The sequence below is a fragment of the Streptosporangium sp. 'caverna' genome (assembly GCF_003203775.1).
Lineage (GTDB): Bacteria > Actinomycetota > Actinomycetes > Streptosporangiales > Streptosporangiaceae > Streptosporangium > Streptosporangium subroseum.
Map to the genome: position 1 here is coordinate 6558247 of NZ_CP029711.1, position 23741 is coordinate 6581987.

At 69.5% G+C, this 23741-nt stretch carries 24 protein-coding genes; 17 read left to right on the top strand and 7 right to left on the bottom strand.

Annotated elements, in window-relative coordinates; genetic code table 11:
• Positions 1-25 precede the first annotated feature (25 nt).
• Positions 26-694: an alpha/beta fold hydrolase gene (locus DKM19_RS28755; RefSeq protein WP_110699827.1), complete on the bottom strand. Its 669-nt coding sequence runs from the start codon at positions 692-694 to the stop codon at positions 26-28.
• Positions 695-994: 300 nt separating this feature from the next.
• Here DKM19_RS28755 and DKM19_RS28760 point away from each other — a divergent pair, with 300 nt between their 5' ends.
• From DKM19_RS28760 to DKM19_RS28770, 3 genes are all read left to right on the top strand, one after another.
• Complete coding sequence (locus DKM19_RS28760) at positions 995-1693, top strand: AraC family transcriptional regulator (protein ID WP_204358287.1); 699 nt, start codon at positions 995-997, stop codon at positions 1691-1693.
• 560 nt (positions 1694-2253) lie between these two features.
• The gene (locus DKM19_RS28765; protein ID WP_110699829.1) at positions 2254-3534 is read left to right on the top strand and encodes a DUF6493 family protein; all 1281 of its coding nucleotides are present in this window, start codon (positions 2254-2256) and stop codon (positions 3532-3534) included.
• A 326-nt stretch (positions 3535-3860) separates the two neighbouring features.
• Entirely contained in the window at positions 3861-4058 is a 198-nt protein-coding gene (locus tag DKM19_RS28770) for a CsbD family protein (protein WP_110699831.1), read from the top strand.
• A 71-nt stretch (positions 4059-4129) separates the two neighbouring features.
• On the opposite strand, the gene DKM19_RS28775 is transcribed toward DKM19_RS28770, so the two are convergent.
• On the bottom strand, positions 4130-4396 hold the full coding sequence (locus DKM19_RS28775; RefSeq protein WP_110699833.1) for a hypothetical protein: 267 nt from the start codon (positions 4394-4396) through the stop codon (positions 4130-4132).
• A 114-nt stretch (positions 4397-4510) separates the two neighbouring features.
• On the opposite strand from DKM19_RS28775, the gene DKM19_RS28780 reads away from it, so the two are divergent.
• Genes DKM19_RS28780 through DKM19_RS28790 form a run of 3 tightly spaced genes read left to right on the top strand, consistent with a single transcriptional unit; the run spans position 4511 to position 5609 of the window.
• Positions 4511-4879 carry a hypothetical protein gene (locus DKM19_RS28780; protein WP_089208197.1) on the top strand — a complete coding sequence of 123 codons (369 nt, stop codon included), beginning with the start codon at positions 4511-4513 and terminating at the stop codon, positions 4877-4879.
• Between the two features lie 29 nt (positions 4880-4908).
• A complete protein-coding gene (locus DKM19_RS28785; protein ID WP_204358288.1) occupies positions 4909-5298 on the top strand; it encodes a hypothetical protein in 390 nt (129 codons plus the stop codon).
• A 47-nt stretch (positions 5299-5345) separates the two neighbouring features.
• On the top strand, positions 5346-5609 hold the full coding sequence (locus tag DKM19_RS28790) for a hypothetical protein (RefSeq protein WP_162641849.1): 264 nt from the start codon (positions 5346-5348) through the stop codon (positions 5607-5609).
• A 348-nt stretch (positions 5610-5957) separates the two neighbouring features.
• Here DKM19_RS28790 and DKM19_RS28795 read toward each other — a convergent pair whose 3' ends face one another.
• Complete coding sequence (locus DKM19_RS28795; RefSeq protein WP_110706061.1) at positions 5958-7127, bottom strand: ROK family transcriptional regulator; 1170 nt, start codon at positions 7125-7127, stop codon at positions 5958-5960.
• Between the two features lie 143 nt (positions 7128-7270).
• Here DKM19_RS28795 and zwf point away from each other — a divergent pair, with 143 nt between their 5' ends.
• The 8 genes from zwf to DKM19_RS28835 all read left to right on the top strand — a co-directional run bounded on the left by zwf (position 7271) and on the right by DKM19_RS28835 (position 17095).
• Positions 7271-8746 (top strand): glucose-6-phosphate dehydrogenase, encoded by a 1476-nt coding sequence (gene zwf / locus DKM19_RS28800; RefSeq protein ID WP_110699837.1) that lies wholly within the window; start codon positions 7271-7273, stop codon positions 8744-8746.
• Between the two features lie 155 nt (positions 8747-8901).
• Positions 8902-10860, top strand: a complete 1959-nt coding sequence (gene edd, locus DKM19_RS28805; protein WP_239513640.1) for a phosphogluconate dehydratase — start codon at positions 8902-8904, stop codon at positions 10858-10860.
• Positions 10857-11834, top strand: coding sequence for a glucokinase (glk, locus tag DKM19_RS28810; RefSeq protein WP_110699839.1), 978 nt, complete (start codon positions 10857-10859; stop codon positions 11832-11834). The genes edd and glk overlap by 4 nt, the downstream gene beginning before the upstream one ends.
• Positions 11831-12442 carry a bifunctional 4-hydroxy-2-oxoglutarate aldolase/2-dehydro-3-deoxy-phosphogluconate aldolase gene (locus tag DKM19_RS28815; RefSeq protein ID WP_110699841.1) on the top strand — a complete coding sequence of 204 codons (612 nt, stop codon included), beginning with the start codon at positions 11831-11833 and terminating at the stop codon, positions 12440-12442. The genes glk and DKM19_RS28815 overlap by 4 nt, the downstream gene beginning before the upstream one ends.
• 236 nt (positions 12443-12678) lie before the next feature.
• Positions 12679-13905: a TIGR03118 family protein gene (locus DKM19_RS28820; protein ID WP_110699843.1), complete on the top strand. Its 1227-nt coding sequence runs from the start codon at positions 12679-12681 to the stop codon at positions 13903-13905.
• A gap of 352 nt (positions 13906-14257) precedes the next feature.
• The gene (locus tag DKM19_RS28825; RefSeq protein WP_110699844.1) at positions 14258-14731 is read left to right on the top strand and encodes a hypothetical protein; all 474 of its coding nucleotides are present in this window, start codon (positions 14258-14260) and stop codon (positions 14729-14731) included.
• Positions 14728-15897, top strand: coding sequence for a zinc-dependent alcohol dehydrogenase (locus DKM19_RS28830; protein ID WP_110699846.1), 1170 nt, complete (start codon positions 14728-14730; stop codon positions 15895-15897). Before DKM19_RS28825 ends, DKM19_RS28830 begins: the two co-directional genes overlap by 4 nt.
• Before the next feature lie 574 nt (positions 15898-16471).
• Positions 16472-17095, top strand: coding sequence for an AAA family ATPase (locus tag DKM19_RS28835; RefSeq protein WP_110706062.1), 624 nt, complete (start codon positions 16472-16474; stop codon positions 17093-17095).
• 149 nt (positions 17096-17244) lie between these two features.
• Here the strand turns inward: DKM19_RS28835 and DKM19_RS28840 are convergent, their stop codons facing one another.
• Positions 17245-17574 carry a hypothetical protein gene (locus DKM19_RS28840; protein WP_110699848.1) on the bottom strand — a complete coding sequence of 110 codons (330 nt, stop codon included), beginning with the start codon at positions 17572-17574 and terminating at the stop codon, positions 17245-17247.
• Between the two features lie 176 nt (positions 17575-17750).
• Here DKM19_RS28840 and DKM19_RS28845 point away from each other — a divergent pair, with 176 nt between their 5' ends.
• The 3 genes from DKM19_RS28845 to DKM19_RS28855 all read left to right on the top strand — a co-directional run bounded on the left by DKM19_RS28845 (position 17751) and on the right by DKM19_RS28855 (position 21162).
• The gene (locus tag DKM19_RS28845; RefSeq protein ID WP_110699850.1) at positions 17751-18575 is read left to right on the top strand and encodes a helix-turn-helix transcriptional regulator; all 825 of its coding nucleotides are present in this window, start codon (positions 17751-17753) and stop codon (positions 18573-18575) included.
• A complete protein-coding gene (locus DKM19_RS28850) occupies positions 18566-18760 on the top strand; it encodes a DUF397 domain-containing protein (protein WP_110699852.1) in 195 nt (64 codons plus the stop codon). The genes DKM19_RS28845 and DKM19_RS28850 overlap by 10 nt, the downstream gene beginning before the upstream one ends.
• 554 nt (positions 18761-19314) lie before the next feature.
• Positions 19315-21162 carry a SpoIIE family protein phosphatase gene (locus DKM19_RS28855; protein ID WP_239513641.1) on the top strand — a complete coding sequence of 616 codons (1848 nt, stop codon included), beginning with the start codon at positions 19315-19317 and terminating at the stop codon, positions 21160-21162.
• Between the two features lie 100 nt (positions 21163-21262).
• Here DKM19_RS28855 and DKM19_RS28860 read toward each other — a convergent pair whose 3' ends face one another.
• The 3 genes from DKM19_RS28860 to DKM19_RS28865 form a co-directional block, all read right to left on the bottom strand.
• Complete coding sequence (locus DKM19_RS28860; RefSeq protein ID WP_110699856.1) at positions 21263-22735, bottom strand: UDP-N-acetylmuramoyl-L-alanyl-D-glutamate--2,6-diaminopimelate ligase; 1473 nt, start codon at positions 22733-22735, stop codon at positions 21263-21265.
• 199 nt (positions 22736-22934) lie between these two features.
• Positions 22935-23087, bottom strand: a complete 153-nt coding sequence (locus tag DKM19_RS49865; RefSeq protein WP_162641852.1) for a hypothetical protein — start codon at positions 23085-23087, stop codon at positions 22935-22937.
• 184 nt (positions 23088-23271) lie between these two features.
• The gene (locus DKM19_RS28865; protein WP_369986514.1) at positions 23272-23718 is read right to left on the bottom strand and encodes an Lrp/AsnC family transcriptional regulator; all 447 of its coding nucleotides are present in this window, start codon (positions 23716-23718) and stop codon (positions 23272-23274) included.
• Positions 23719-23741: the final 23 nt, after the last annotated feature.

Genomic DNA, 23741 nt, shown 5'->3' on the forward strand with positions numbered 1-23741 from the left:
GTCCACGCGTCGACGCGTCCGCGGTTCATTCGCCGAGCAGTAGTGCGGCGACCGCCTCCGGGGCCTCATGCATCGCGTCATGGCCGGTGGGGAGGTCGTGGACCTGCCAACCGGGATCGGCGTGGAGTCGGGTCCGGAGTTCGGCGAACGGCGTCCGGTCCTCCCATCCCGAGCAGTAGACGAACTCCCGACGAGGGACCCGGGCGAACGCGCCGGTGAGCCGGATCGTCTGCAGGAACGAGGCGAGGGGATGGGAACGGCGGCGAGGATCACCGCCGTCCGGCGGTCGGACGGCATAGCCGGTGGCCGCGGCGCCGACCGCGACCACTTCCCGGAAGTACTCGTTCGCCGACGACCACCACGACTCGCCATCGCGCGGTACGAAGGCGTCGAGATGCACCAGCCGTGAGACCCGGCCGCCGGCGCGATCGGCGGCGGCGGCGATCACCATCCCGGCGTAGCTGTGGCCGACCAGCGTCGCGCCGGTGATGTGGTTGCGATCGAGGTGCCGCAGTACGTCGTCGGCGTGCGTGTCGAGATTGGCGGTCGCGACCGTCGCGTTGTCGTCGTCTGGCCGCAGACCGGTCAGGGTCAGGGCGTGAACGGCATGACCGGCACGCTCCAGCAGCGGAACCACCATCTCAAACGCCCAGGAGCCCTTCCAAGCGCCGGGTACGAGGACGAACGTCGCCATGCGTTTCTCCTTCTCTCTCAAGCCGCGGCATCGAGGCGCACTGCCTCGATGCCATGTGGTTCGGCCAGGCGCTCTGCGCGACTGAAGACCGCTCCGCATGGAGAAAGTTTCACCGGATCACGGTGTGGCGTGCTACCGATAGGATGCCAACTGATGCCCGTTCGCCGCCAACCTTCCCTGACCGCCGGTGTGACGTCACATATCTGGCCCTCCGGCGGGCGCCACCTGTGGCCATCCGGCCAGGCAAGCGCGCAGCAGTCGCACGCACGGGGGCACCTGGTATACGCAGCCAGCGGCGTCTTGGCAGTTCACACCGAGCGCGGCACGTCGGTCGTTCCCGCCAACCGGGTCGCCTGGACCCCCGCCGAATTCACGCACCACCACCGCGCCCACGGCGACACCGACATGCGGATCGTCTTTCTCGCGCCGTCTCTGGCCCGGCTCCTACCCGAGCGTCCCGCCGTGTTCCTGGCCTCCGACCTCGCCCGCGAGGTCCTGCTCGCCCTGACCGGCTCCCGCAACTACGACGACACCGCGCCCGGCTACAGCCGCTCCGCGCGCTCTCGTCTCCTTCGGGTCCTCGTCGAGGAACTCCGCGAAGCACACGAACAGCCACTGCACCTGCCCGAACCACGGGATGACCGACTGCAGGCCATTGCCCGGATGCTGTACGAGACACCTGCGGACAACGCCACGCTGGCCGAACTCGGGAAGACGATCGGAGCCGGCACCCGCACCCTCAGCCGGTTGTTCCGCAGCGAGCTCGGCATGACCTTCTATGAGTGGCGCACGCAGCTACGCGTCTATCACGCGCTCGTGCTCCTCGCCGACGGCCACGACACCACCCAAACCGCCTCCGCCTGCGGATGGGCCAACCCCAGCAGCTTCATCGCGGCGTTCACCAACCTCATCGGAACGACCCCGGGCCGCTACCGAACCGGTCGCCGGTCCACCGCCCACGCATCTCAACTCCCGACCGTGGTCAAGCCTTCGGGGTGATCCGTACTCGCGCCCCGGGCCGATATGGTCCGCGATCGGGGCAGGAGACGACCCCCGTGTGCCTCGCGGCTCCCGCACAACTACAGCGGCCGCACCAACCATCGGCTTGACCACGCGATAAGCCGGGACCGCACGATCAGGCTCAAAGCGTCGCCCCACGACGACCCCACCGAGACTCGTCGAGCCCGGCGATCAGCCGGCAACGTCTACGCCCTCGGCCGCGAAGAGCCGGGAAACTCCTCGCGGAGCGCCGTCGCCTTGCGCGCCCCCAGCAAGTCGTCTTCCTCCAGAGCCGATACCGATGCCGGCCCTCGGCGTCACGCCACATCCGTGGTCAGCTCACCCCTGGTACGGATCCCACGCCACTGGCGTGTCTGCTTCAACGCACGAGAGGGGACCGTCTTCTCCTCCAACGGCCAGGACCTTGTGGAATCCCGGCAACCGACCGGGAGTTTCGCACGTCATCGGCTGGTCCGGCCCATCTCCGCCCAGAACCCGGCGGCAGGTTTCCCGCCTGCTCCGACGGCACGCGAGGTTCGCCTTCGGCACCTGCAGCAGAAATGTCGGTGATCACGGCTACCGTCCCGACCACGACGGGCAGTCGCCTGCCGTACACCCCCGAAGGGAATCCCGACGTGACCGCCTGGGACGACGTCCGCGACCTCATCGGCAAGTGCGACGCGGACGGCGTCACCGCGCTGGTGCTCACCCTGGATGCCGACGGACGGCGTGAGGTCGCCAAGCAGTTGCCCGGCCATCTCAAGGAGGTCCGGCGCCGTCTCGACTCGTGGCGGGGCGCGAGAGAGCACGCCGAGGCGCTGCGCGCGGCCGGTGCGGGGACGATCGCCACCGCTGCCTCGGTCGCCTCATGGCTGACCCGCCGTGGCCTCGTCGGAGCCGACTCCACCGTTGACGACACCCATCGACTGCTCCGTCTGGTCCGTACGCGGCCACACGCATGGCAGGCCGACCTGGCACAACGGCTGGCGGTCAGGCTTCGCGGCCGCGACCCGAGCTATGAGCTCACGGCGGCGCTGATCCGCGAGACCGGGATCGAGGCACCCACCGATGACGGCTTCGTCCTGGGCTGGGTCTCCAGGAGAACCGCCGGTCGGTCGCTGGTCGACGTGCTGGCCGACGATCCGCTGCTGGACACGCTCCTGCCACGGCTCTTCGAGGCCCAAGGCGTGGGCGAGGCCCTGAACCGGGAGGGCATCTACCCCTGGCCGAGCGTCCTGCACACGCTGGCCACCAGTGGCAGAGTCGACCGGAGCATGCTGCTCGACGGCTGTCTTCGCCGTTTCCTGCGCGGCGGCACCGTGCTCGAACTGCGATTCTTCGTCCGTCTTCACGAAGCCCTCGATCCGACCGCCGACGAGATCAAACTCCACACCTACGACTACCTGCGGCTGCTGCCCTCCGCGCCGGGCCCCGTCGCCGAGCTTGCCCTCAGCCATCTGCGGCGGCTGGACCCGCCGGAGCCGGAGGACTTCGGCGAAGCCGCCAAGGCCCTGATGTTCCGGCAGGAGAAGAAACTGGTCCGCGCGGGACTGTCCTGGATCGATCAGGTCGTACGGCATGCGCCCGGTCATGCGGAGGCGGCGGCCGAGGCCCTGGCGATGATCTTCGGTCACGAAATGCTCGACCTTCAGGAGCGTGCCGTACGGCTGGCCGTCAAACACTCCGCCGGCATGAGCGCCGACACTCTCCGCGACGCCGCCGGTGCCCTCCCTCCAGACCTGCGCGCCAGGCTGGCCACGGTCGTGAGCGGCGTCGAATCCGCGAATGACAAGGCCCCTGGATTACCTGCGACTCCTCGTCTATCTACGCGAATCGGCTGAGCGCAGAGCGGCGATGAACAGCATGCCCAACCCGAGCGGGCCGATCCGGATCCGATCCAGGACGCTCATTCCCCGCAACACCATCCGTCAGAATCCACGAGACCGACCCCGCGGAGCAGGATCCCGAAGCTCCGGTCACCCTGCTCCTGGAGCTCCGACCTCCGCGTGTTCCTCGCCTTTAACGATGACCTCACACCCATATTCCCAGGTCATCGGATGGTATCGGCGTCCGCCACCAGCGTGGGGGGCATGTTTACCCCTCCCTTTCACGGACAGGAAGTACCCCTGCACGGAAGCAGACTTCAGATCCGGGGAGGAACCGAATCATGGGCGCTGACGACAAGATCCGTAATAAGGCCGAAGAGGTCAAGGGCAAGCTCAAGGAGGGGACGGGGCGCGCCACCGGCGACAGGTCGATGGAGGCCGAGGGCCGGGGCGACCAGGCCGAGAGCCACGTCAAGCAGGCCGGCGAGAAGGTAAAGGACGCCGCGAAGAACGTCAAAGACGCCTTCAAGAAGAGCTGACTAAGCTCGACCTTTGCGGCGGGGCTCCGATTTTCGGAGCCCCGCCGCCGCCGTTTCAGGAGACGGATTTCTCAGGACGCGGGGCCGACCTCGGGTTCGGGTGCGCGCTTCTCCGACGCCTCGTCGCCCCCGTTCCCGTCACCGTTCTCGGCCGTGGAACGGCGTTCGTTGTCGGGGTCCGCCAGGAGCGGTCGTTCGGGGAAGGACGTGTCCGCCCCGGACCTCTCCGCCACGACACGGCTCTCGCCGTCGATGCCTCGTGGAGCCGGGGGCATCGAATCCTCCTCCGGAAGGTCGTCCCTGGCCGTTTCTTCGCTCACTTCAACCTCTTCGATCATGCTCACCTCCTCCCCCGCAAAAGGGCAAATATGTTGCCGACCAGGCATGGAGCCGGGCGTCCGGGTAGGGAGTCCTCCAGAGAGACCAGAGGGACCGGAGAGGGGAGCACCGTCATGACGGTGACGCAGTTTCACGACCTGCCGCTGGCCGACCGGGACAGGGAGTGGGACGGGGCGGCGGCGGAGAAGCGCGTCCGTAAGTGGGCGGGCGCCGAAAAGGAGCCGAACGCCAAGTACCGCGATGCCCATGTCTGGTACGACAGCGACGCGCCCGAGAACTTCGAAAGCTACAAACTGCCGATCGCCGACGTGATCGGAGGCAGGCTCATGGCCGTACCGCGTGCCGTGATGGCCGCCGGAGCGGTCATGCAGGGGTCCCGGGGCGGGGTCGACGTGCCGAAGAAGGACATCGACCAGATCAAGTCCTACCTGGCCAAGTACTACGACAAGATGGGCGACTCGCCCCCTTGGAAGGCCAAATGATCGGCTCACCTCCGGGGGAGGACTGAACCGTGCCGCGCTTCGCGTTCGACATCGATCCGGCGTGGAGGATCCCTCTCATGCTGCTGGGCGTGAGTCCCACCCGGGCCTTCGCCGCTGTCGAGGAGGACGAGTTCATGGTCCGATTCGGCCCCTGGGTGCTGCGCACACCCCTGTCCAACGTCATCGACGCCACCGTGACCGGCCCTTATTCGCCGCTGAAGGTCTTCGGGGCGCGCATGTCACTGGTCGATCTCGGGGTGAGTTTCGGGACCAACGCCCGGCGCGGCGTGTGCGTCCGCTTCCGTACCCCGGTGCCCGCGCTGGCGCCCGGCGGATTGCTGACCCATCCCGGTGCAACCCTGACCGTCTCCGATTCCGAAGGACTGATGAAGGCACTGGCAGGTTCGCAGGACGCATGACGGCCAGGCATCCGGGTACAGGGTGCGCCTGATCGAAGGAGGGGAAGATGGCTCCCGAAGGACAGCCGGAAGAGACGGACGCAAGGGGAAGGCCGATGGTCAACGCGACGCCGCGAGACGTCGTTCACATCCGCCTGGGCTCGTTCGGACTCATACCGATCATCATCCTCGGCGTGTTCGGCTTCGCGACCGGTGCCACCTGGCTGGTCGTCGCGATGGCGGTGCTGGCCGTGGTCGTGATCGTGGACATCGTCCTCGCGGTTCGCCGCCAGTCACGGAGCAACCCGGGCATGACAACGGAAGCGGGCTGAAGGTTCGGGCCCGCACCAGGGCCGACGGGCCGAACCTGCTGAAGGTCCGGCCAGGGCCGACGGCCCCGAACCAACCGAAGATTCGGGGCCGGGCCCGTACCGGGGGCTATTGGTTCAATCCGTACCCGACCAGCGGATCCCGCCTGGGAACTGTGGGTTCACGTCGTACCACGACCGGCGGATCCGGCCGGGGACAAGGCCGACGGGCTCAGGCCAGGTCAGGGCCCGTGGGCCGAGCCCCCGTCAGAGGAGAGAGTCGACGGCGTCGGGAGACAGGATGTGGTCGAGGACCATGTGCGCGCAGCCGACGGGCTCAGGCCAGGTCAGGGCCCGTGGGCCGAGCCCCCGTCAGAGGAGAGAGTCGACGGCGTCGGGAGACAGGATGTGGTCGAGGACCATGTGCGCGCAGCCGATGATGCCCGCGCCCGGGCCGAGGCGGCTGCGCTCGATCCTCAGGTTGCGGGTGGCCAGGGCCGTCGAGCGCCGGTGAACGACCTCCCGGACGCCTGACACCATCGGCTGGAAGGTCTCGGCCACGTCCCCGCCGAGGACGACCACCGCGGGGTTGAGCAGGTTGACCGCGCTGGCGACGACCTCTCCCAGCATCCGGGCGGCGTTGCGGACCACGGTCATGGTCTCGGCGTCGCCCGCCCTGACCAGCGCCACCACGTCGGCCAGGTTCTTGACGTCGTGCCCCCGGGCGCGGAGGTCGCGCAGGATGGCGGTGCCGCTCGCCACGGAGTCGACGCAGTCGATATTGCCGCAGCGGCAGAGCACTCCCCCGCCGTCCCTGACGGGGATGTGCCCGATCTCCCCGGCGGCGCCCAGCGCTCCTCGCAGGATCTCGCCGCCCGCGATGACCCCGGAGCCGATCCGGGTGGAGATCTTGATGAACAGCAGGTCGTCGGCCTCGCCCGCGTAGATCTCGCGATGCTCGCCGATCGCGATGACGTTCACGTCGTTGTCGAGGAAGACGGGGGCGGGAAAGCGCGCGGCGATGATCGGCGGGACGGCCACGCCGGTCCAGCCGGCCATGATGCGGGCGCTCTCGGTGCGGCCCGCCGCGAACTCCACCGTGGCCGGAACGCCCATGCCGACGCCGCGTACCGCCGAAAGCGGCCGGTCGCCGAGCAGTTCGCTCCAGGTCTGCATGACCAGGGGAAGGACGACGTCGGGCCCTTCCTCCACATCGACGGCCAGGCCCGTACGGGCCAGCACGGTCCCGGAGAGGTCGCAGACGGCGATCTGCGCACGGCTGGCGCCCAGGGAGGCGACGAGCACCACGCCGCCGGAGGCGTTGAAGACCAGGCGGGTGGGCGGGCGGCCGCCGGTGGAGGGGCCCTCGCTGTCCTCCACGACCAGGCGCCGATCCAGCAGTTCGGTGACGCGCAGGGAGACGGCCGGCCGGGACAGCCCGGTGACGCGTCCTATGTCCGCCCGCGTGGAAGCCTCGCCGGTGCGAATGAGGCGGAGCACCTCACCGCTGGTGGCCAGCGCGGTAGCGGGACGTCGAGGCATCGGCCAAGTGAACCACACCTACTTATGAAATGAAAACTTCGCACTTTCTCATCTCAGATTACAAAACTCGGCTTGTGTAGAGCGCAAGATGTAGCTAGTGTCCGATCTATCCCCAATTCCGGTAGATCAACGGAGCAATCCCCATGTCCGAGACCCCGCAATCCGCCGACCTGATCGTCTTCGGCGGCACAGGCGACCTCTCCATGCGGAAACTTTTTCCCGCGCTCTATCACTGCGACCGTGACGGCCGCCTGGCCCCCGAGACCCGGATCATCGCGATGTCCCGCGGCGGGCTCGACGACGCCGACTTCCGCGGCAAGGTGGACGCGGAGGTACGCGGCTCCGTACCGGTGGACGACCTCGACACCTGGCAGCGTTTCCTCGACCGCCTGCACCACGTCTCCGTCGACATCGGCGGCGAGGACACGACGGGCTGGGCGAAGCTCACCGCCCTGCTCGCCGGACATGAGCAGCGCAGCCGGGTGTTCTACCTGGCCAGCCCGCCCATGACGTTCGGCCCATTCTGCAGGGAGCTGCACCGCGCCGGTCTGGTCACCCCCGCCTCGCGGGTGGTGCTGGAGAAGCCCCTCGGCCGTGACCTCCCCAGCGCGCAGCGCATCAACGACGAGGTCGGCGCCATCTTCGACGAGGAGCAGATCTACCGCATCGACCACTACCTGGGTAAGGAGACGGTCCAGAACCTGCTCGTGCTCCGGTTCGCCAACGCGTTCCTGGAGCCGATCTGGAACTCCCTCTGGATCGACCACGTCCAGATCACCGTCGCCGAGACCGTGGGCACTCCGGGCCGCCGCGGTTACTACGACCACGCCGGCGCGCTGCGCGACATGGTGCAGAACCACCTGCTCCAGCTCCTGTGCCTGGTCGCGATGGAGCCGCCGTCGCGCAACGACCGCGAATCCATCCGCGACGAGAAGGTCAAGGTCCTGGAGTCGCTGAGGGCGATCACCGGCGGCGAGGTCGACCGGTTCACCGTCCGCGGCCAGTACACGGCCGGTGAGTCCGGCGGCGTCCAGGTCCCCGGATACCTCGACGAGCCCGACAACACCGCGCCCACCGACGCCTCGCACCGGGTGGAGACCTTCGCCGCGATCCGCGCCGAGGTGAAGAACTGGCGCTGGGCGGGCGTGCCGTTCTACCTGCGCACCGGCAAGCGCATGCCGAACCGGTACTCGGAGATCGTGGTGCAGTTCAAGGACGTGCCCCACTCGATCTTCCCCGGCAGCACGCCCAACCGGCTGGTGCTCCGGCTGCAGCCGAGCGAGGGCATCAAGCTGCACATCATGGCCAAGGAGCCGGGCGCGGGCGAGGTGGCGCTCAAGCCGGTCCCGCTCAGCCTGAGCTTCGCCGAGACCTTCACCACCCGGGTGCCCGAGGCCTACGAGCGGCTGCTCATGGACGTCCTCACCGGCAACCCGACCCTGTTCATGCGCCGCGACGAGGTGGCGGCCGCCTGGCGGTGGATCGATCCCATCCTCGGTGCGTGGGAGTCGTACGGCACGGCGCCCGAGCCGTACCCGGCGGGCAGTTCGGGCCCGGCGGGAGCCCACGAGCTCGTCAGCCGCAGTGACCGCGCCTGGCACGAGGAGTACCCCGCATGAGCGACCGGATCACGAGCGGTCAGGCAGCGCACGCGGACCGAGCGGAGCCCATAAACCAAACAGGGCACGCAGACCAAGCAGGACACGTCGATCGAGCAGAGCAGCGGGGCCGGGCGAAGCACGCAGACCGGCCCGGCGACAACAGAGGAGGCCGGGTGGATCCCGTCATCCAGGAGGTCACCGACCGCCTGATCGAGCGCAGCCGCGGCAGCCGTACCGCGTATCTGGCACGGCTCCACGCCGAGGCCGAGGCCGCACGCGAGCGCGGACCGGCCAGGGCCAGCCTGGGCTGCGCCAACCTCGCCCACGGCTTCGCCGCCGCGGGAGCGGCCGACAAGCTGGACCTGCGGGCCAACGTCAAGCCGGGCGTGGCGATCGTGTCGAGCTACAACGACATGCTGTCGGCGCACCAGCCGTACGAGACCTACCCGCCGATCCTCAAGGCGGCCGTCCGCAAGGCGGGCGGTGTCGCCCAGTTCGCCGGCGGCGTGCCCGCCATGTGCGACGGCATCACGCAGGGCCGGGCGGGCATGGAGCTGTCGCTCTACAGCCGCGAGGTCATCGCGATGGCCACCGCCATCGCGCTCTCGCACGACATGTTCGACACCTCCCTCCTGCTCGGCGTCTGCGACAAGATCGTTCCGGGCCTGCTGATCGGCGCGCTGCACTTCGGCCATCTGCCGGCGGTCTTCGTCCCGGCCGGGCCGATGGGCTCGGGCCTGCCCAACAAGGTCAAGGCCCGCACCCGGCAGCTGTTCGCCGAGGGCAAGGTCGGCAAGGGCGAGCTGCTCGACGCCGAGTCGAAGTCCTACCACTCCGCGGGCACCTGCACCTTCTACGGCACCGCCAACTCCAACCAGGTCATGATCGAGGTCATGGGCCTGCACCTGCCGGGCGCGACCTTCGTCAACCCGCGCACCGAGCTGCGCGAGGCCCTGACGAAGGCCGCGGGCAAGCGGGCGGTCGAGCTGACCGTGCACGGCGACGAGTACACCCCGGTCGGCGAGGTCGTCGACGAGAAGGCGATCGTCAACGCCTGCGTGGCCCTGCTGGCCACCGGCGGCTCGACGAACCACACCATGCACATCGTCGCCATCGCCGCGGCGGCGGGCATCGAGCTGCTCTGGGACGACCTGGCCACGCTGTCGAAGGTCGTGCCGCTCCTGACCCGCATGTACCCCAACGGCCAGGCGGACGTGAACCACTTCCAGGCCGCGGGCGGCATGCAGGTGCTCATCGGCGAGCTGCTGGACGCAGGGCTGCTCCACGGAGACGTGCTGACGATCGCCGGGCGCGGGCTCGACCACTACCGCTCGGCCGTCGAGCTCAAGGACGGCGAGCTGGTCTGGGAGGAGCGCACCGAGGGCAGCACCGACCCGGACGTGCTCCGTCCCGTCTCCAACGCCTTCTCCTCCGACAGCGGCATCCACATGCTCGACGGCAACCTGGGCCGCGCGGTCAGCAAGGTCTCCGCGGTCAAGGACGAGCACCTGGTCATCGAGGCGCCCGCGAAGGTCTTCGACGACCAGCTGGAGCTGCTGCGCGCCTTCGAGGCGGGCGAGCTGGACGGGCAGGACTTCGTGGCGGTCATCCGCTACCAGGGGCCGAGCGCGAACGGCATGCCCGAGCTGCACAAGCTCACCCCGCCGATGGCGGTGCTGCTGGACCGGGGGCAGCGGGTGGCGATCGTCACCGACGGCCGCATGTCCGGCGCGTCCGGCAAGGTTCCCGCCGCCATCCACCTGTCGCCCGAGGCCGCCGACGGCGGCCCGATCGCGCTGGTCCTGGACGGTGACCCGATCCGCCTCGACGCCGCCGCCGGCACCCTGGAGCTGCTGGTCTCCGCCGAGGAGCTGGCCGCACGCACGCCGCAGGGCGCGCCGCTCACCGACGCCCAGTGGGTGGGCACGGGACGCGAGCTGTTCTCCGCCTTCCGCCGTGCGGCGGGCCCCGCCGAGCGCGGCGCGGGCATCTTCGCTCTGAACGGCCACGCCGAGAGCGTCGCGGGCGCCCAGGCGGCCGAGAGCGTCTCCAACCTCCTGGTGGCCCAGGGCGCCTCCGGTGCCCGGGGAGCCCAGGGTGTCTCCGGCGCCTCGGCGAAGGAGGTTCTGTGAGCCTTCCCTGGCTCGTCGCCGACGTCGGCGGCACCAACGCCCGGTTCGGGCTGATCACCGAACCGGGTGGCCGGCCGGAGGCTGTGGCCGTACTGACAGGTTCCGATCACGATGGCCTTCCCGAAGCCGTAGCCGCCTATCTCGCAGAACATGCGGGCGGAGTTCAGCCGGGAGCGGCATGCGTCGCGATCGCGGGTCCCGTCAAGGGCGACCACTACCGTCTCACCAACGCCGAATGGTCGGGTTCGGTGCGCGACCTGGGCATCCCGAACGCCTGGCTGCTCAACGACTTCGAGGCCCTGGCGGCCTCCCTGCCGCACCTGCGGGGAGACGACCTGGTCTCCCTGGGCGGGCCGGAGCCCTCGCACGGTGTCAAGGCCGTGCTCGGCCCCGGGACCGGCCTGGGCGTGGGCGGTCTGGTGCCCGCGGCGGAGGGCTGGGTGCCGGTCCCCGGTGAGGGCGGTCACGTGACGATGCCGGTGCTGGACGAGCGGGACCACGAGATCGTCCAGGCCCTGCGCGCGGACGGACTCGGCCACGTGGAGGCCGAGCATCTGCTGTCGGGACCGGGACTGTCCCGGCTGCACCGCGGGCTCGCGCTGGTCCGCGGCACCAGCGCGCCGCGACTGTCCGCCTCGGAGATCGTGAGCAGGATGGACGACTCGCTGTGCGAGGAGACCGTCGAGGTCTTCTGCGGCATGCTCGGCACCTTCGCGGGCAACGTCGCCATGACCCTGGGCGCCCGCGGCGGCGTCTATCTGGGCGGCGGCGTGTTGCCGCGTATCGTGGACCGGGTCCTCTCCAGCGACTTCCGTCGCCGGTTCGAGGCCACCCCCACGTTGAACGATTACCTGTCCGGTATCTCCACGGCGCTGATCGTGGCCCCCCAGCCCGCGCTCGTCGGCGCGGCCGCGTGGCTGAGCCGGCGCCTGTCATCGGATACATCAGATATGTCGAATATGGAGTGCGCATGAGTCTGCTCGGCATCGCCCCGGTGATCCCGGTCGTCGTGATCGACGACCTGGAGACCGCGGTTCCCCTGGCACGGGCCCTGGTGGCGGGCGGCCTGCCGGTCATCGAGGTCACCCTCCGTACGGTCCACGCCCTCAAGGCCATCCAGCGGATCGCCGCCGAGGTCCCCGAAGCGGTGATCGGCGCCGGAACCGTCCGTACCCACGGCGACGTGCTGGCCTCGGTGGAGGCCGGCGCCAAGTTCCTGGTCAGCCCGGGGAGCACCCCGACGCTGCTGGACGCCATGGAGGCGAGCGGCGTGCCGTTCCTGCCCGGGGTGGCGACGGCGTCGGAGGTCATGGCACTCGCGGAGCGCGGGCTGACCGAGATGAAGTTCTTCCCGGCCGAGGCCGCCGGCGGCCTGCCGTACCTCAAGTCGCTCGGCGGCCCGCTGCCCGACGTCCGGTTCTGCCCGACCGGCGGGATCAAGCTCTCGACCGCCCCCGACTACCTCGCGCTGCCCAACGTCGGCTGCGTGGGCGGCACCTGGCTCACCCCCGCCGACGCGCTCGCCGCCGGCGATTACTCCCGGATCGAGAAGCTGGCCGCCGAGGCGGCCGCCCTCCGGTAGCCCGCGGACCTCAGACAGATCACGACCCCGCGTGCGGACCGTCTCCTCCCCTGGTCCGCATGCGGTCATGAGGCACCGTGACCCGGTGTGACGCTCATGGAATCCGGCCCGCGGCCGCCCTACCCGGCGGCCGCGGGCCGTCTTTTCGCCCGCCTCCCCGAAAGTGCCACTGAACCGCATCGGGATCCCGCGCGTATCTCGCGGCGACAAGCACTCCCGGTACAAAGGAGGCACGAATGCAAGTACGCATCGTCGCGATCGGCGTTACGGCGCTGGTTCTGGGCGTGGCCGGTACGGCGTCGGCCGGAACGACCGGCAAGGCATCGGCCGGTAAGGCCGATACGTCATCGACGGGTAAGCCCTCGGCCGCGACCTGGAACACGCAGAGCCGTTTCACGGTCACCAACCTGGTCTCGGACGTGAAGGGCCGGGCCGCGGTCACCGACCCCGCGCTGGTCAACCCGTGGGGGCTGGCCATGGGCAAGACCCTCTGGGTCTCGGCCGCCGGCACCGGCCTGGCCACCGTCTACTCCGGTGGCGCGGGCACGGTGAAGCAGGAGAAGACCCAGGTCCGCGTTCCCGGCGGCAGGCCCACCGGACAGGTGGTCAACCCCGGCGACGAGTTCGTGGTCAAGGGCCCGGGCGGTTCGGGACCGGCGACGTTCATCTTCGCCAGCCCCAGCGGGGCGATCACGGGCTGGAACGCCGAGGCCGACCCCGACGACGCCGTCATCAGCGCGTTCGTCAAGGGCGCCGACCTCAAGGGCCTGGCCCTGGCCCAGACCAACCGCGGGCCGATGTTGCTGGCCGCCGACTTCGCCAACAACCGCGTCCACGCCTTCGACGGCGACTTCGACCGGCTCCAGATGGGCCGCAACGCGTTCCGCGACCCGGGCATGCCCGCGGACTACGCGCCGTTCAACGTGGAGGTCGTCGGCCGTTCCATCCTCGTCGCCTACGCCAAGCGCGATCCGCAGACCGGCAAGGCCGTGGCCGGCAAGGGCAAGGGGTTCATCAGCCACTTCGACGGCTCGGGCCGGTTCGTCGACCGGTTCGCCGCGCGCGGCGCGCTGAACGCGCCCTGGGCCATGACGCTGGCTCCGAAGGGCTTCGGCGCCCAGTCGGGAGCCCTGCTGGTCGGCAACTTCGGCGACGGCTGGATCAACGCCTACAACCCGCGCAACGGCCGCTCGCTCGGCCCGCTGCGCTCCGCCGACGGCAAGCCCATCGCGTTGGGCGGCCTGTGGGACCTGGAGCGGGGCACCGCGGCGGTGGGCGGCGAGAACGCCCTGTGGTTCAGCGCCGGCAGCGACGGCGGCACCCACGGCGTACTCGGTGTGATCCGTCCGGCGGGGGCCTCCACCTCCGCCCCGGCGGCGTCCCCGTCCGCCACCCCCGCGCCGTCGGCCTCCCACCCCAGTTCCCATTCCAACTCGAACTCCAACTCGGGTTCCGGCTACTGAGGCGTCGGCCGATGCTCCGGTGTTCGCACCGGGGTGGAGGCCGGCACGCAGGAGTGCTCTCCGGGGCGCGAGTACGTCGGCGTGACCCTGGCGAATGGGCCGCGTGAGTTCTCCCGCGCTCGGTGACACGTTCGAAGTGCGGGGCGAAGGGTCACTCCGGAAGCTCCGAACCGTCACGACCGACACAGCGTGGCCGGCGCCGCCGGACGGGCGGACTCGCTCCCCGCCCGCAGCCATGACGCGGGCCAGGGGGCCGTCAACACCAGCCCAAGTGCTACCCGAACCTCGGTAGCCGCAGACGGACGATGGGTAGTCCCATCAGGGAAAATTGTCCGTCTTAGGAGGCTGGAGCATGAAACCTGTCCTTGTGGGCGCAACCGCGCTGGCGGGCATGGGGGTGGTGCGATGGCTTCGATCGCGTCGCCCCCAGGCCGGGCCCCAGAGTCAGCGGGGAATGCACCGCTGGCTGCCGATCACGATCAACCGCAAGCCCGAGGACGTGGCTCCGGACGGGCTCCTGCCAGAACCGCTCGCGATGCTGGGCGACGCCATCGAGGTGCGGATCCGCGAGGCGCCCGGCGACAAGGGCACCGAGATCGCCGCGCGGTTGCGCGCGCCGCTGTCGTGGGGATCCGGCGGGATGATGGGGCGTCTCAGCGGTGACGATCCCCGCCAGGCGGTACGGAACGCCCTCCGCGAGAGCAAGTCCCTGATCGAGACCGGGGAGGTGCTGCGCCCCGACGAACCGCCGACGACGCGACCTGCCCCGCAGGGAAACCTGCTGGACCTGGTGACGCACCGGGCGAGCGGGGAGGGGCGGCCGTGAAGGCGCTGTGCTGGCAGGGCGTGAACCGGCTCTCGGTGGAACAGGTGCCCGATCCCGGGATCGTCAACGCCCAGGACGCCGTCGTCAAGGTGCGGCTGAGCACGACGTGCGGATCCGACCTGCACCTGCTCGGCGGATACATCCCGGCGATGCGCGCGGGAGACGTGATCGGCCACGAGTTCATCGGTGAGATCGTCGACATCGGCCCCGAGGTCCGCAGGCACAAGGTGGGCGACCGGGTGGTGGTGTGCTCGTTCATCGGCTGCGGCCGGTGCTGGTACTGCTCGCACGACCTGTGGTCCCTGTGTGACAACGGCAACGCCAACCCGGAGATCGCGCAGATGCTCCTCGGTTACGAATCCGGCGGCGTCTACGGCTACTCGCACGCCATGGGCGGGTTCAAGGGCAGTCACGCCGAATACATCCGGGTCCCGTTCGTGGACTACGGAGCGTTCTCCGTACCGGACGGGGTTGACGACCAGAGCGCCCTGTTCGCCTCCGACGCGGCGCCCACCGGCTGGATGGGCGCGCACCTGGGCGGGGTGGGCCGCGGCGACGTGGTGGCGGTGTGGGGCTGCGGCGCGGTCGGCCAGATGGCGGCCCGTGCGGCGATGCTCCTCGGCGCCGAACGGGTCATCGCGATCGACCGGTATCCCGAGCGCCTGGCGATGACCGAGCGCCACATCGGAGCCGAGACGATCGACTACTCCAGCACCGACGTCGGCGCCGAACTCCGGGAGCGGACCGGAGGCAGAGGGCCCGACGTCTGTGTCGAGGCCGTGGGCATGGAGGCGGACAGCCTGGGCCCGCAGCAGATATACGACCAGGTCAAGCAGCAGCTATGGCTCGAGACGGACCGCCCGGTCGCGGTGCGGGAGGCGATTCACGCCTGTCGCAAGGGCGGATCGGTCTTCATCCTCGGGGTCTTCACGGGGACGGTGGACAAGTTTCCGCTCGGCGCGATGATGAACAAGGGCCTGACGGTCCGGAGCGCGCAGCAGCACGGGCAGCGCTACATCCCGATGCTGCTGGATCGGATGGCGAAGGGCCAGCTGGCGACGTCCCACCTCGCGACGCACTCGATGCCGCTGGACGAGGCTCCCAGGGGCTACGACCTGTTCAAGAACAAACTGGACGGATGCGTCCGAGCAGTATTCCGTCCTTGATTGTAGGTATTTGTGTGGAATTGTCCGATGATTCTTGGAGCGCATCGGACAATTCCACGGACGGCTTCCCCGCACGGCGTCGTTCGCGGGGGGCCCAATACCGCCTCGACGTGACGCCATGCGCCCGGATCCCTTAGCCTGGAACGACGAGGGGAGTACTTCCCAAGAACCGACCCGGTCAATACGGATGCTTTACAGCATCCCCGGACGGTCGCCCGCGAGGTGCGGGTGAAGGAGACCTCGAATGGCCTAGTGCATTCGAGGAGTACGCATGCCCGCTCACATATCCCCTTCTTTTTCCTCCCGCCGGGCCGCCCTGCTCCCCCGCCGACCCGACGTCCGCGGACGTGGCCGTGCCCGCATCGGGAGCCTGGCCGTTCTCGCCACCTGGCGCGCACATCGGCTGCCGCATACCTGAACGCGCGAAATCGCACCACGAGTGATCCTCGGTTCGATCTTTGCCAGGTTCGTCCTTCCGCTGTTCCACCGGATCTCCGACGAATTCGTTTTCGCCACCCGGAAGGCCGTGAGACGCATTATGAGAGAAATCCCCCACCCCTGCGAGGTGCACGCAATGGCCACCACACCGGCCAGTCAGGCTTCCGTCGAAGACCTGAACTATCCAGCCGGGTCGCTGGTACTGCTCGCGGGGCTTCCCGGCGCGGGCAAAAGCACACTGCTGGACCGGTTGTACGGATTACACGGCGACGAGCGAGAGCCGGTGGACACCGGCGAGGCGTGGGTGATCGACTCACGCCAGTCCCGCAACTGGTGGGCGCGCTATCTCGGCCCGATCCCCCCGCGGGCCCGCATCCCGATCGTGCACGCCACCCATGTGTGGCGGATCGCCCGCGCGCTGCTCGGCGGCCACAGCGTCGTCGCGCACACCCGGGGCACCTGGCCGCACATCCTGTACGGCTTCGCCTGGCTGGCCCGCCGGGTCGGCAGCGAGGTTCACCTGATCATGCTCGACGTGGAGCCGCGGATCGCGCGCGAGGGGCAGCGGTCCCGCGGCCGGGTCGTCACCGGCGCCACCTTCGCCCGGCACTGCCGGCGCTGGAGGGTGCTCATCGCCCGTGCCCGCGGCGGCGCCCTCCCCCCGGCCAGCGGGGTCGTCGTTCTGGACCGGCCCGCGGCGAACCTGCTCCGGGCCATCCGCTTCGACAAGCGGCGGGGCGGGGAGCAGGACGAGCGATAGATCAGGCGGCCGCGCCGAGCCGCCCGCCGGTCAGGGCCGGCGCCACCCCGGTGAGGGCCCCGCTCAGCCACGTCCCGCCAGGTAGGCGGCACCGGCTCCGACGACCGGCGTGAACGCCGGCTCCGCGCCGGCCGTTCCGCCCGCCGGGATCACGACAGCGCCCTGACGATCAGCTCGGAGCGTGGGTGGCTGTCCCGGAGCTCGGCGTAGCGGAGCGCCACTCCGCGTGCGGCGGTGGCCGGGTTGTCCACTCCGTAGACCGCGTAGAGCCGCCACCCGGTCCTCAGCGACACGCGCCCGGCCCACCAGCGGTAGACCATGCCGTCCGTCCAGACCACCAGGTCGGCCCAGACCGAAACCAGTGCCAGGCCGTAACCGTCGTGGATATCACTCTCGACGCCCTGCAGCGCCAGCTCGTCCCTGAGCAGACCGGCGGCGTGTATGGCGGGCGATCCCAGAAGCACCCCTTGGATGATCATGCCGTCCGCCCCCTCTTGGCATTCCACGGAAACGTTCAGCCGTTTCCCCTCCCAGAGTGCTTCCGAGTGATTACTTTTAGTAGTCGCACGGCTACGACGAGATACGTTCATCTCGATTCAGGTCGGCTGTGGAACCCACCCCGAAACATGTAGGACCGCGAAGGACGGGACCCCCCATGCCCGCACCGAAAGAGCTGGACCCGAGCACGAGCGTCACGGCCTATTGGGGCTCTGAGCTCCGCAGATTACGAGAGGCGATGGGCTGGAGCCAACAGGAGCTGGCGAAACGGACCTCTTACTCCACCTCCCTGGTCGGCCTGATCGAGACGGCCGCCCGCGCGCCGACCAGAAAGTTCGCGCAGAGGTGCGACGAGGTCCTGGAGACCGGCGGAGCACTCATCAAACTATGGCCGCTGATCGTCCGGGAGTCCTCACCCGCCTGGGTCCGCTCGCTCTTCGAGCTGGAGTGGGAGGCGCAGATGTTGCGCAACTACCAGTTCGCGGTGGTTCCGGGGCTGCTGCAGACCGAGGACTACGCGCGGGCGCTGACCCGGGCGGGCCGGCCCTTCGACACCGACAAACAGGTGGAGGAGATGGTTACCGTCCGTATGCAACGGCAGCGTCTGCTCGAGCGGCCGGACCCGCCGATCCTCTTCGTCCTGCTGGACGAGGCCGTACTGGCCCGGCCCATAGGCGGCCACCTGGTCATGCGCGAGCAGCTCGAGCACCTCCTGAGGGCGACGACGCGCCCGCGGATCACCGTCCAGGTGATCCCTTTCGAGGTGGGCGCCTACGCCGGCCTTGCCGGGCCCATATTGGTGCTCTCCTTCAAGGGAGCGCCCAATATCGCCTACATGGAGAACGCGGAAGACGCGCAACTCCTCACAGACCCCTCCAGAGTCGACTCCCTGTCGGCTCAGTTCGACGCCCTGCACTCCAGTGCACTGCCACAGGCCGCCTCGGTGGCCTTGATCGAAAAGAGGATGAACGCATGGACCTGAACGGTGCCCAGTGGCGCAAGAGCAGCCGCAGCAACGGCAACGGCGGTGAATGCGTGGAAGTCGCCGCCAATCTCCCCGGCGTCGTCGCCGTCCGCGACAGCAAGAACCCGGCGGGATCCGCCCTGTTGTTCGCCCCCGAAGTATGGGCCGACTTCCTGACGCGGATCAAAGCCGACTCCGTCTGACGAACATGCCGACCGGCCGGGGCCCCCTCGGCCGGATCGTGCGCGGTCAGGCCACGCCTGGCCATACCCGGCCGGGCCATGCTCGGCCGGAGATCGCCGTGGTGGCAGTGCTCCGAGGCCGCCGTCACGATGTCGCCGGCTCAGGCGAGCCGGCGCGCGGCGGTTGACGGCACTCGCCGGCAGGGCGAGGTTCCGCGCTACGACCAGAGTCTCGCGGCCATATGTCCTAATCTGTTATTTGTGGACCCAATTAGGCACTAGTGCGAACTCATGCCGGTCCGTGCGAACGGCCCGGCCAGGGAGCCGCGATGGAACCTGTCCGGAGGAAAAGGTCCAGCGGTCTGGGCCTGAAGGTGTTCGATCCAGCACCGGTCGCCGTGACGGTCAGCAGGGGACATGACCACCGGCTGATATACACCAATGCCATTTTTAGGTCGATCTTCGGAGACAGACCGCTCGGAATCCCCCTTCGCGAGACGTTCGACGACCTCATCGAGGAAAACTCCTCCGCTTACCTCGCGCTGCTCGACGAGGTCCTGCGAACCGGGAAACCGGTGAACGTCTCCGAAGCCTCCGTGACCATGGTCTACTCCGGAACGGAACGCCAGGAGCGTTTTTTCACCTTCGGGCTCTCAAGGATCCTCCTCGACGACGACGCGTTCGGGATCCTGCAGGTGTTCATGGAGGTCACCGCGCAGGTCACCTCCGCGCGGCGCGTCCAGGCGCTCTCCGAAGAACGGTTCCGCCTTCTCCAGCGCTATCAGAGCCTGGGAAGGGTCGGCACCCAGATGGTGTGGGTGGTCGGGCCCGCGACCGGGGCCACCGAGCCGAGCCCCGGATGGCAGCAGGTGACCGGGCAGTCATGGGAGGAGTCCCGCGGGGACGGGTGGCTGCGGGCCGTTCATCCCGACGATCGCGAACGGACCGTCGAGTCGTGGTCCCGGGCGCTCGAGGAGGTGCCCCCTCTCTGGGAGCACGTCTACCGGTTACGTCTCACGGACGGCACCTACCGTCACTTCCAGGCGCGGGCCGTACCCGTGCGCGAGGGCGACACCGTCGTGGAGTGGGTGGGCACCTGCGCCGACATCGAACAGCGGTGGCAGGAGGACCGGCGCCAGGAGCTGCTCAACCGCGCCGGCGATGCCACCGCCGACATCACGCGCCTGGAGGAGATGCTCGCCGCGCTGGCCCACGTGATCGTGCCGGAGCTGGCCGACGGGTGTGCCATCTACCTGCTCCCCGAGTCGATGGACCGCCCGGCGTACGCCCCGCTCATCGTCAACCGCGTCGCCGGCGCCGTACGGCCCGGTCTTCCCGAGCGGCCGGGGCGGCGCGAGGAGACCCTGGGCTCCAGCAGCGCGATCGCCGACGCGGTGCGCCGGCGCCGCCCCGTCCATCTCCTGTTTCCTCCGGGGCGGCCCCCGGAGGGGGTCGTGCCCGCGGACACCGAGTCGTGGCTGATCGCCGCCGCGGCCAACAGCATCGTCCTCGTGCCGGTCATCGTCGACGGCACCGTGGCGGCGGTGGTGTCCGCCTCCGTCTGCGGTGGGCGTCCGGCGATCAGCGCGGTCGACGCCTCCCTGATAGGCCAGGTGTTCGACCACGGGCACACCCCCCTCAGCAACGCCATCGAGTTCCGGCGCACGCAGCGTGTGGCGCTCGCCCTCCAGGACAGCCTGCTCCCCGATCCCCCGATCCTCCCGGACCTCCAGATCGTCGCCCGCTACCGGCCGAGCCCCGCGGCCGCCGAGGTGGGTGGAGACTGGTACGACTGCTTTCTCCTGCACGACGGCACCGTCATCCTGACCATCGGAGACGTGGCGGGCCACGACCTGCCGGCGGCCGTCACGATGAGCCAGATACGCAACATGCTCAGAGGGCTGTCCATCGACCGGCAGGAGCCTCCCGGAGAGATCCTGAGACGGCTGGACGGCGCCATCGGGACCCTGTACGGCGAGGAGACCGCGACCTGCGTCCTGGCGCGCGTCGAGAGGTCGGCGAACGGCCCGAGGCGGCTGAACTACTCCGTGGCCGGACATCCACCGCCGCTGCTGGTCACCCACGACGGCGGTGGCCGCTTCCTCGAGGAGGCGCCCAACCACCTTCTCGGGCTGCTCTACGATCGGCCACGCCTCAGCGCCGTCGAGCCGCTGCCGCCGCGCGGCACGCTGCTCCTCTACACCGACGGCCTCGTCGAGCGACCGGGGGAGGATCTCACCGACAGCCTGGAGCGACTGCGCCGCTACTCCGCGTCACTGGCCCGCGAGCCCCTGGAGGCGTTCTGCGACAAGCTGCTGGCCGGACTGGCCTTCGGGGGCAAGGACGACATCGCCATGATCGCGTTGCGACTGCCCCCCGCCCCTTCCACCGGGCTGGATCCGCCCCCGTACCAGTCGGCATGAGCGTCCTCTCGTGAGAAGACCCCTTCACGGCCTCCCCCGATGGGCACGGGCTCTCACCCTGGTCACGGATTCTCACGATGGTCACAGGTTCTCGCGGTGATCAAGCTCCGGCGAGCTCGCGAACCACCGCCATGTCGCTGAAGGGGATCAACTTCTCGCCGACGATCTGGTGGGGCTCGCTACCCTTCCCCGCGACCAGGACGACGTCGTCCGGTCCCGCGGCGGACAGGGCGAAGGCGATCGCCTGGCGACGGTCGACGAAGCGCCTGAACGGCGTACCGGTGCTCGTGAGACCCGGGGCGACCTGGTCCAGGATCGTCTCGGGATCCTCGTCGCGCGGGTTGTCGGAGGTGAGGACGCACAGGTCGGAGTAGGTTCCGGCGATCTCCCCCATCTCGGCCCGCTTGGTGGTGTCACGGTCTCCACCGCACCCGAAGACGGTGATGACCTGGCCGGAGGCATAGCTCCGGATGGTCGTCAGGACCTGCTCCAGGGAGTCCGGGGAGTGCGCGTAGTCCACGATCACGGATGTGCCGGCCGGGGTCTCGAAGCGTTCGAACCGGCCGGGGATCGGCGGCATCCGCTCCAGCGCGGCGATCAGCCCGTTCAGGTCGTGTCCCAGGGTGTGGCAGGCCGCCACGGTGGCCAGGGCGTTGGCCACCGAGTAGCGGCCCGGTACGGGGATCGCCGCCGGATACTTGCGGCCGTCGTGGTGCAGGGTGAAACGCGTGCCGTACGCGTCCACGGTGAGGTCGGTGGCCCGATAGTCCGCCTCGGCGTCGAGGGCGTACGTGGTCACCTCGCCCGGCATGAGCGCCTGGATGCGGGCGCTCACCGGGTCGTCGGCGTTGACCACCGCGCGGCGGCACAGTCCCTGGAACAGGCGCAGCTTGGCGGCCCGGTAGTTCTCCATCGTCCCGTGGTCGTCCAGGTGGTCCTGGGTCAGATTGGTGAAGACCCCGACGTCGATGAAGGAGCGGTCCACCCGGTGCGTCAGCAGTGCCATCGACGTGGCCTCCAGCACCACGCTCGCGACCCCGCTGTCGCGCATGCGTCCCAGGAGATACTGGAGGTCCGGCGACTCCGGCGTGGTCAGCACCGACCTGGGCATCGGGATCGGCTCGTCGCCGATCCGGCTGCCGGACGTCCCGATGACCCCCACCTTCGCGCTCTCGGAGATCCGGAGCACGGACTCGACCATGTACGACACCGAGGTCTTCCCGTTGGTGCCGGTGATCGCGATCATGTCCATCTGCCGTCCCGGCTCGCCGTGGTAGCGAGAGGTCAGGATCGCGGCCGTCGTACGGACGTCCAGCACCTGGACGACGCACACACCCGCGGCCGACGCCGGAAGCGCCGGCGCCTCACCGTCGACGATCACCGCGACCGCGCCGCGGGCAAGGGCCGGTCCGATGGACTCCGGACCGCCCTCGTGGTGGCCGGGCACCGCGATGAACAGCGAACCCGGTGTCACCCGGTCGACGTCGAAGCAGGCGCCCGCGGTGATCGGTGTCTCCGGGTCGCCCCGGAGTACGTGGTGGTCGTGCCCGGCCAGTAGTTCGCTCAGCCTCACGGCGATTCCTTCGAAGATGCGCTTGGCCCGGTCGCATGGTCGGCAGTGCCGACGGCTTACCGGGAAGTGCGGGGGTTACGGGAGGTGGGGACTCCGCTGCGAGCCGGAGATGACGGCTCGGCGTGGTAGACGGAGTCCTGCTGTGTTCTCGAAGAGGAGCACGCCGGAGACAGACGGCGGTGAGAGCCGCTGAAGATCGCTAACCGTGGCCGTGCAACACGCGGTGACCGGCCTCCGGCGTCTCCGCGTCGGCTGCGGTCGCCGGGCCGACACCCGTCGGGCCCGTGGTGGCCGAGCGCAACGTGAAGACCGCCTGCAGCAGGCACCCTCTCACGACGCTTGTACGACCCATGGACCCATTGTACGGCCGGTCGGGCGAATGAGGTCATATCCGGCTCACTTGCCTGGGAGGAGCCGTCACATCCCGGGTGGGCCTCCGCCGGAATCCCGGCACGGCCGGCGGAGCCCGGCCCACACGGCCGGCGCGGCGTCACAGCGACAGGACGCCCTACAGGGCCGACACCGTCGGCAGGGCGTCACAGCGGCAGGACGCCGCCGGGCTTGAGGGCCTTCATGGCGATCTGGGAGGTGAGCTTGTCGAGGCCGGGCAGGCGGCCGAGCTCTTCCAGGCAGAGCTGGCTGTACGCCTCCATGTCGGGCACCGCGACCCGCAGCACGTAGTCGGGGCGGCCGAACATGCGCAGGCACTCGATCACGTCGTCGATCTCCATGACGGCCGCCTCGAAGGCGGTGACGGTCTCGGCGTCCTGGCCCACGAGCTCGACGTAGGCGACGACCTGGAAGCCCCGCCCCACGGCGGCCGGATCGACCACGGCACGGTAGCCGGTGATCACTCCCGACTCCTCAAGATTGCGGACCCGGCGCAGGCACGGCGAGGGAGTCAGCCGCACGCGCTCGGCCAACTCCAGGTTGCTCAGCCGTCCCTCCACCTGGAGTAGGCCGACAATTGCGCGATCCGTCATATCCATGGCATTAGATGCTAACC

Excerpts from the sequence above, each read along its gene's own strand:
- DKM19_RS28755 (WP_110699827.1), bottom strand. The coding sequence starts at position 694 with ATGGCGACGTTCGTCCTCGTACCCGGCGCTTGGAAGGGCTCCTGGGCG.
- DKM19_RS28765 (WP_110699829.1), top strand. The coding sequence starts at position 2,254 with ATGTCGGTGATCACGGCTACCGTCCCGACCACGACGGGCAGTCGCCTG.
- DKM19_RS28770 (WP_110699831.1), top strand. The coding sequence starts at position 3,861 with ATGGGCGCTGACGACAAGATCCGTAATAAGGCCGAAGAGGTCAAGGGC.
- DKM19_RS28775 (WP_110699833.1), bottom strand. The coding sequence starts at position 4,396 with ATGATCGAAGAGGTTGAAGTGAGCGAAGAAACGGCCAGGGACGACCTT.
- DKM19_RS28780 (WP_089208197.1), top strand. The coding sequence starts at position 4,511 with ATGACGGTGACGCAGTTTCACGACCTGCCGCTGGCCGACCGGGACAGG.
- DKM19_RS28790 (WP_162641849.1), top strand. The coding sequence starts at position 5,346 with ATGGCTCCCGAAGGACAGCCGGAAGAGACGGACGCAAGGGGAAGGCCG.
- DKM19_RS28795 (WP_110706061.1), bottom strand. The coding sequence starts at position 7,127 with ATGCCTCGACGTCCCGCTACCGCGCTGGCCACCAGCGGTGAGGTGCTC.
- zwf (WP_110699837.1), top strand. The coding sequence starts at position 7,271 with ATGTCCGAGACCCCGCAATCCGCCGACCTGATCGTCTTCGGCGGCACA.
- DKM19_RS28815 (WP_110699841.1), top strand. The coding sequence starts at position 11,831 with ATGAGTCTGCTCGGCATCGCCCCGGTGATCCCGGTCGTCGTGATCGAC.
- DKM19_RS28820 (WP_110699843.1), top strand. The coding sequence starts at position 12,679 with ATGCAAGTACGCATCGTCGCGATCGGCGTTACGGCGCTGGTTCTGGGC.
- DKM19_RS28825 (WP_110699844.1), top strand. The coding sequence starts at position 14,258 with ATGAAACCTGTCCTTGTGGGCGCAACCGCGCTGGCGGGCATGGGGGTG.
- DKM19_RS28835 (WP_110706062.1), top strand. The coding sequence starts at position 16,472 with ATGGCCACCACACCGGCCAGTCAGGCTTCCGTCGAAGACCTGAACTAT.
- DKM19_RS28840 (WP_110699848.1), bottom strand. The coding sequence starts at position 17,574 with ATGATCATCCAAGGGGTGCTTCTGGGATCGCCCGCCATACACGCCGCC.
- DKM19_RS28845 (WP_110699850.1), top strand. The coding sequence starts at position 17,751 with ATGCCCGCACCGAAAGAGCTGGACCCGAGCACGAGCGTCACGGCCTAT.
- DKM19_RS28850 (WP_110699852.1), top strand. The coding sequence starts at position 18,566 with ATGGACCTGAACGGTGCCCAGTGGCGCAAGAGCAGCCGCAGCAACGGC.
- DKM19_RS49865 (WP_162641852.1), bottom strand. The coding sequence starts at position 23,087 with ATGGGTCGTACAAGCGTCGTGAGAGGGTGCCTGCTGCAGGCGGTCTTC.
- DKM19_RS28865 (WP_369986514.1), bottom strand. The coding sequence starts at position 23,718 with ATGACGGATCGCGCAATTGTCGGCCTACTCCAGGTGGAGGGACGGCTG.